Genomic DNA, 7,356 nt, shown 5'->3' with positions numbered 1-7,356 from the left:
AAAAAGTCCCCGAAGTATTCTCCTGAGGTCCGCGAGCGGGCGGTTCGTATGGTGTTCGAGCACCAGAACCAGCATGCCTCGCAATGGGCGACGATCGAGTCGATCGCCTGCAAGATCGGCTGCTTTCAGGGTGTCCAGCTCGATGTCCGATTGTCGATTTTTATGAGCGCAGGAAGCATGGGGCCAGGTGTGAATTCATCTGTGTTCGCCCTGCGCGCCGTGTTCCGCGACGCGCGATAAAGCGGCATGCATGGCCAACTTCTGACTGCAAAGCGCGCCTTGGCAAGTTACATGCGTTCCTTGATCCCCTTGCTGATTAGTACCCAATTGGTCGGATAGGCGGTGATGAAGCCGGCCAGCATCGCCACCTGCATCATCAGCCAAAACGCCCAGTGATCGGGTTTCATGAGCCGGTCGTCGAACAACACGAAGATGCTGATCGCCATCCAGCCGTACATCCCGATCTGCCAGGAGGTCAGCGACCAGAAGTCGGTCTTGAAGGCGCCCCACCAGATTTTCGGCTTGGGCTTGTCGGACATGGCCACCTTGGCGCCGAACTGGAAGATCACTCCAAAGGCGAGCGCAAACACGTAATCCACGATCCAGTTTCCGAACACCTCGTGCCCGAGCACCACGAACCCGAGGCCGAATACGAACATGCCGGTCTCCACCAGCATGTCCGCCAGCGAACAGCCGGCTCCGCAGTGGGTCACGCCCAGCGCCACGCTTTGCCAGAACGGGTGCTCGCCGTGGTTGTCGGAACCACCCGCGGGTGCGCGGCCGAACCCCAGATACATCGCCAGCGCAAAGACGCCGCCCCACAAAAAGGTCAGCGGCCAAACGAAGCGCATGACCTTCATAGCTGGAGGTCGCCGGTTGACGTCGACCACGGCCCACAGGGCCAGCACGATGGAAAGAGCGATATTGGCAATGGCGATGGTTCTAAGCACGTGATCTCCATTGAAAGGTTGAGAGTCAGTGGTAGATCGATCTACGCCGTTAGCTGCGCTTCGCGGCTAGGCGTGGCAGCAGCCGGCGATGCGCCCGCACGACCACTCGATACCGGCTTCAGCGCCGGTTTGACGCGCTTCAAGCGCAGCGAGTTCGCCAGCACGAAAATGCTGGACACGCTCATGGCGCCCGCGGCGACCATCGGGTTGAGCATCCAGCCGGTGAATGGAAACAGCGCGCCTGCCGCCAGCGGAATCAGCAACACGTTGTAGCCGTAGGCCCAGACGAAGTTGCCGCGAATGGTGGCCAGCGTGCGTCGCGACAGCGCGATGGCGTTGACCACGCCGCTCAGGTCACTGCGCATCAGCACCACGTCGGCCGATTCAATCGCGATATCGGTGCCGCTGCCGATCGCCACGCCGACCTCGGCCTGGGCCAGCGCCGGCGCATCATTGATGCCGTCGCCGACGAACGCCACCTTTTTGCCCTCGCGCTGCAGCCGCTTGATCTCCGCGGCCTTACCATCCGGCATCACCTCGGCCAGTACGCGGTCGATACCGAGCTCGGCGGCAATCGCCTCGGCGGTGGCGCGCTGATCACCGGTCAGCATGGCCACTTCCAGACCGAGCGCATGCAGGGCGTCGACGGTGGCACGGCTCTCCGGCCGCACGCTGTCGGCCACCGCGATCAGCGCCGCGAGTCGCCCGTCGATCACTGCATAGATCGGCGTTTTGGCCGCCTTGGCCAGCGCTTGCGCATTCTGCGCAAGGGCGCCTACGTCAATACCCAGCGCGCGCATATAGCGTTCCGCGCCCACTTGCACGCGCCGATCCTGCAGCTGAGCGTCGATCCCGAGGCCGGTCATTGCTTCGAAGCGATCGATGGCGGGCACGTCCAATCCCTGCTCGCGCGCTGCCGAAACAATGGCTTTGGCCAATGGATGCTCGCTGCCCGCTTCGGCACCGGCCACCAAGCGAAAAACCTCGTCGTGATCGTGACCGGGGGCGGCGTGAAAATCGGTCAGACGAGGCTTGCCTTCGGTCAGCGTGCCGGTCTTGTCCAGCACCACGGCATCGATGCCGGCCAGCATTTCCATCGCCGTGCCGCGGCGAAACAGCACGCCCCACTGCGCGCCCTTGCCGGTGCCGACCATGATGGCGGTGGGCGTAGCCAGGCCCATCGCGCAGGGGCATGCCACCAGCAGCACGCTCACGCTTGCCACGAAGGCGAGCGCCAGTGCGGGGTTCGGGCCGAGCACCAGCCACAGCAGAAAGCTGAGCACCGCCAGCGCCATCACCACCGGCACGAATACCCCGGCGATGCGATCGGCCAGCTCCTGCACCTTCGGCTTTTCCGCCTGCGCGTCCTCCACCATTTTTATGATCTGGCTGAGCACCGTGTCAACGCCGACGCAGGCGGTGCGGAATTGCAGCGTGCCGTTCTGGTTGACCGTACCGCCGACCACGCGATCACCGACGCGCTTGACCACCGGCCCCGGTTCACCGCTGATCATCGCTTCGTCGACGTAGCTCTCACCGCTCAGCACTTCGCCATCGACGGGGATGCGTTCTCCCGGTCGCACCGCGATCACGTCGTCCACCTGCACCTGATCGATCGGCAGATCCTGAAAATCGCCGCCGCGCTGCACCCGGGCCGTTTTTGCCTGCAGTTTGCTCAGGCCGCGAATGGCCTGCGAGGTGCGGCCCTTGGCCAGGGCTTCCAGAAAGCGTCCGAGCAGGATCAGGGTGATGATCATCCCGGCGGCGTCGAAATAGGTGTGCGCGGTGCCCGTCGGGAAGATGCCCGGCACCAGCAGCGCCAGCAGCGAATAGAAAAACGCGGCGCTGGAGCCGATCATCACCAGGCTGTTCATGCCCGGCCCCAGATGCCGCAGCTCGCCCCAGCCGAGCCGGTAAAACCGCCGACCGGCAATGAACTGCACCGGCACCGCCAGCGCCAGCTCGATCCACAGCCAGCCACGCAGCGGCAGAATGCGCTCCATGGTGATGCCCACCGCAGGCACCATCCGCAGCATCGCGATGGCGAACAGCGGCACGGTGAACACCACCGCCAGCACCAGCGCGTGTTTCAGTAGCTGCGTTTCGTCCGCGCCGTCGGCAGGCTCCTCGTTCGCCGCTGATTTGGGGGTCAGCGCCGACGGCTGGTAACCGGCCTTCTCCACCGCCGCGAACAGCGCGTCCTGATTAGCCATGCCGGCGACATAGCTGACGTGCGCGCGCTCGGTGGTGAGGTTGACCGAGGCGCTGACAACGCCTTCGACCTTTGCCAGCTTTTTTTCCACCCGCGCCACGCAGGAGCCGCAGGTCATGCCTGCCACGTTGAAGTCGCTGTCGGAAAGCGCCGGCGCGTAGCCGGCCTTGTCTACCTGCGCCAGGATTTCGCTCGCCCTGCCCTGAGCCAGCTCGAAGCGCACCCGCGCCTTGCCGGTGGCCAGATTGACCTGTGCTTCCGATACGCCCGGCACCTGTCTGAGCTTCTTCTCGACGCGCGCCACGCACGAGCCGCAGGTCATGCCGTCGACGACAAAACTGATTTCTTCGGTTGTGCTGGTCATTTGCAATGGCTCCCTCACCGATACTTCAACAGCTCCATCAGCTCGGCGATGATGCGGTCCTCGTCGCCGCGCTCATGGGCGGTAACCACGTGATGCTTGAGGTGGCAGCGCAGGATCATGTCGCCGGTCTTGTTCAGCGCGCCGTTTACCGCCTTAATCTGCTTGAGCGCGTCCACGCAGTACACGTCATCGCGCTCCATCATCCGCAGCAACCCTTCCACATGGCCCTTGATCGAGCGCAGCCGGGTGGTCGCGTCCTCGCGCGTAGACGGGGCGATATTCAGCTGCGTTGCTGCCTGCGTTCGGGGAGCCATCAGGCCGCGCGTGCCTCGTAGCCTTCCTCCTGCACGGCGGCGATCAGCGCATCAACATCGGCGGAACCTTCCACCTGTGCCTGACGAGCCTGCAGATCCACCTCGGCGCGGGTCACGCCGGGTACATCGGAGAGCGCCTGCTGCACCGCTTTGACGCAGTGGCCACAGGTCATGCCGGTTATCTTCAACGTTGTCATGGTTGTTTCTCCTTATCGATCGTTAGCCTACCCCAGGTGGGGTGGGCTACACAAGAGATAGCCTCTTCCAATGACACCTGAGCCTGGAGGAGGTGTCGTGATTCCAACGACACATGAGCCTGAGCGATTGGGTTCTACCCCGAAATCACGGACGATTGTGAAAGGGTGGAAAACTTCAAATCCTGCCTGGCGGTCCTTCGCCGCATCCTTGGGTTGTGGTGCCGCTCGATGTATTCGAACACATCCGCTCTTGCCGCATCGAGTGTCGGATATGTCATGCGGTAAATCCGTTCGCGCTTGAGCAGACCGAAGAAGCCCTCGCATGCGGCGTTGTCTCCGCAGTGGCCCACGGCGCTCATCGAGCACACCAGGGCGTTGGCCAGCAAATACTTCTGATAGTCACCGCTTCGAAACTGACTGCCTCTGACGCCCTTCTAACTGTCAAGCCGTTGCTTGCAGCTGATTGACCTTTTGTGTGCGAGCCTTGAGCAGGAAGTAAACTTCACGTGCGATGTATCGTTTCAGACAACGGATCGCCTCAAGCTTTGAGTGTCCCTCGGTAAGACGCTTCTTGACGTATGCCTTGGTTCGCGGATCGGTGCGTAAGCGTCCAATTGCGATGATATGTAACGCGCTGTTGGCCGCTCTGTCACCACCACGGTTGAGGCGGTGCCGACTGACTTTCCCGGACGAGGCTGGAATCGGGCTGACACCGCAAAGCGCGGCAAAGCTGGCCTCACTAGCCAGGCGTTCCGGGTTGTCGCCGGCGGTGATCAGTAGTTGCGCCGCGGATTCGTATCCCACGGCATTGCGCGAAATGAGATCGGGGGCCAGTTCCCGCACAATGCCCGCAATCATCACATCCAGATCGGCAATTTCGTCATGTAATTCAAGGTAACGTCGGGCCAGGGATTTAAGCGCGATCCGATAGGCAATGACCACCTCTCGATAGCCTGTTATATCGGGGCGCCATGCCGCAAGAGTGCGGATCAACTGCATGCGGGTCATATGACGTAGCGACTCACGTAGTGCGTCCGGAGCGCTGACGATATCCATCTGGATCATTTGCAACGCAATCCGTCGCGCTGCAACGGCAGTCTTGCGGCACACCTTGAGCACGCGCAACGATTCGACCAGCCCATCACGTGTTTTGGGCGTGACGGTACGGATGCCCGCAAACGCGGCATGGGCCGCATTCTCGGCATCGATGGTGTCGTTCTTGCCACGTTTACGGCGGTCTGTTTTGTCGGGCGCCGTCACTTCGAGCACCTCGATGCCGAGGGGCTCAAGATAACGCAGCAATCCGGCACCGTAGCTACCCGTGCATTCCACTCCGATGCGTTCGACTGTGCCGAACGTACGCATCCAGGTGATCATCTGCTTGTACCCATGCCGGGTGGTCGAAAAAAACTCACTGCCCAGAACACCATTGTGTTCATCCACGATGGCGGCAACATGCAGATCCTTGTGCGTATCAACGCCGCCAGTGACTTTGCGGACGTGTACTTCTTGCTTGCTATCCATTCCGAATCTCCCATAAGACTGTCAGGAAATGGCTTCACCGAACCGATCCCTGGACAAGACAGTAAGGTGACGCGCAGTCAGGCCCTTCTTGGGTCACACGGTATCGGCGAGGTGAAACCTCGCCGTTAGGAAGTCCCGGGCAACCGACAGGTCCGAGGAAAGACACGCATCGTCGATCAGAGTGTGGGTCAGGAAGACCGGAAATCCCAACGCACCAAGTCTATGACGGGTCGATCGCTGTGAGAGTCAAGTCGCCCGGGAAACTTGGCAACGGCATTATTACTATCCGAGTGCAGGATCACCGGCTCGTTGCCTTGGAGCTGCCAGACGGCCATCTGCACGGCCCGGATCACCATTTGCCGATCTTGCCGATGATGCATCGAACAGCCCACGACGAGTTGGCCGAACAGGTCCAGCACGATGCACAGGTACAACTTTCCTTCATCCGTCTTGATCTCGGTGATGTCTGTTACCCACTTGGTCTGGGCTCCAGTGCTGTGAAGTCCCGTTCCAGCCAGTTAGGTACGCCTGGCGGGGGAAGCCCCGGCTGACCGCGTTGGCAACGGCGCTTCGGACGCGGCCAGCCCGGTAAGCCGTCGGACGCCAGCAGTCGGGCCACCCGATTCAGGCTGACCGACTCGCCTTCTGCGACCAGATCCTCATGCATCCGGCAAGCGCCCAGCACGCCACGGCTGTCAACGTGAAGCTCACGCATGCGCCCGAGCAAACGCTCATTGTCGCGCTGGCGCACACTGGGCAAGCGCTTGCTGCAGCCGTAGTAGCCGCCGCTGACCGACACCCGCAGGCAGCGGCACATCAGCCGAATCGGAAACTCATCACGACAACGTTCGATCACCTGATACCTCAGGATGACCCCTTCCCAAAGAACGTCGCCGCTTGTCGAAAAAAATCTCGTTCCTTCTTCACCCGGGCCAGTTCGCGCTTCAAACGCGTCAGCTCCTCTTCCCGCGGCGCGCTGGTGCCGCCGAAGATCACCTTGGTCTGGTGTTCGGCCTCCCGTTTCCAGCGCGTCAGCAGGTTGTCCCGGATGTCCAACTCCGGGGCCACCTGGGCGCAACTGACGTCCGGCTGGCTCGCCTGTTCAACCGCATTGCGCTTGGACTCCGCACTGAATTTTCTTCGCTTCGACATGAACACTCCTGATGGCCTCTATCGGCCTTTTCGCAAGTGTCCGTGAAATCGGGGGTGAACCCCTTTACTGCCAGCCGCCGGATTCCTTGGCGCAACCAAGCTTTCCTCTCTCGATCGCGAATTTTCCACAGCCTCCCAGATCAGTACGGCAACCAAGGATAGGTCTGCACGGCAACGAAGGATAGGCGGTAAACTTTATTCCTTAGTCCGACAGGCTGCTAGCGGGGTACTGGTCATCCGCGCAGGGTATCAATAGAAATTGCGGGTATCCATACGGGTATGAATTTTAATTTACCGCTGTAACGTTAAGTAAAAACAGAGAGATATGTCGCATATGTTGCTGATGATCGACAACTACGACAGCTTTACCTGGAACCTGGTGCAGTATCTGGGCGAACTGGGCCAGGAGGTGAGAGTGGTGCGCAACGACGCGCTGGACGTGGCGGCCATCCGCGCGCTCGGGCCCTCGCAGATCATGATCTCGCCTGGTCCGGGCACGCCCGACGATGCCGGCGTGTCGCTGTCGGTGATCGAGCAGCTGTCCGGTGAGGTGCCGATCTTCGGCGTGTGCCTGGGTCACCAGGCGCTGGGCCAGATGTTCGGGGGCAAGGTCGTGCGGGCCAAGCAGATCATGCACGGCAAG

5 protein-coding genes and 4 pseudogenes are annotated in these 7,356 nt (G+C 61.4%); 2 read left to right on the top strand and 7 right to left on the bottom strand.

Going from position 1 to position 7,356, the window contains the following annotated elements; translation table 11 throughout:
- Positions 1-123: pseudogene (locus PF446_RS08200) on the top strand (IS3 family transposase); the annotation flags it as partial.
- A 164-nt stretch (positions 124-287) separates the two neighbouring features.
- Here the strand turns inward: PF446_RS08200 and PF446_RS08195 are convergent.
- The 7 genes and pseudogenes from PF446_RS08195 to PF446_RS08165 all read right to left on the bottom strand — a co-directional run.
- Positions 288-950, bottom strand: a complete 663-nt coding sequence (locus tag PF446_RS08195; protein ID WP_298070939.1) for a DUF4396 domain-containing protein — start codon at positions 948-950, stop codon at positions 288-290.
- Positions 951-991: 41 nt separating this feature from the next.
- Positions 992-3,526 (bottom strand): heavy metal translocating P-type ATPase, encoded by a 2,535-nt coding sequence (locus PF446_RS08190; RefSeq protein WP_298070937.1) that lies wholly within the window; start codon positions 3,524-3,526, stop codon positions 992-994.
- A 14-nt stretch (positions 3,527-3,540) separates the two neighbouring features.
- Entirely contained in the window at positions 3,541-3,840 is a 300-nt protein-coding gene (locus tag PF446_RS08185) for a metal-sensitive transcriptional regulator (RefSeq protein ID WP_298070936.1), read from the bottom strand.
- On the bottom strand, positions 3,840-4,037 hold the full coding sequence (locus PF446_RS08180; protein ID WP_298070934.1) for a cation transporter: 198 nt from the start codon (positions 4,035-4,037) through the stop codon (positions 3,840-3,842). The genes PF446_RS08185 and PF446_RS08180 overlap by 1 nt, the downstream gene beginning before the upstream one ends.
- Before the next feature lie 134 nt (positions 4,038-4,171).
- A pseudogene (locus PF446_RS08175) lies at positions 4,172-4,462 on the bottom strand (IS3 family transposase); the annotation flags it as partial.
- A gap of 16 nt (positions 4,463-4,478) precedes the next feature.
- Positions 4,479-5,561: an IS110 family transposase gene (locus PF446_RS08170; RefSeq protein WP_298070932.1), complete on the bottom strand. Its 1,083-nt coding sequence runs from the start codon at positions 5,559-5,561 to the stop codon at positions 4,479-4,481.
- A gap of 284 nt (positions 5,562-5,845) precedes the next feature.
- Positions 5,846-6,713 (bottom strand): annotated as a pseudogene (locus tag PF446_RS08165) (IS3 family transposase); the annotation flags it as partial.
- 334 nt (positions 6,714-7,047) lie between these two features.
- On the opposite strand from PF446_RS08165, the pseudogene PF446_RS08160 reads away from it, so the two are divergent.
- Positions 7,048-7,356 (top strand): annotated as a pseudogene (locus PF446_RS08160) (anthranilate/aminodeoxychorismate synthase component II); the annotation flags it as partial.

The organism is Oleiagrimonas sp. (assembly GCF_027858935.1).
Classification (GTDB): domain Bacteria; phylum Pseudomonadota; class Gammaproteobacteria; order Xanthomonadales; family Rhodanobacteraceae; genus Oleiagrimonas.
This window is presented reverse-complemented; position numbering and strand designations above follow the sequence as displayed.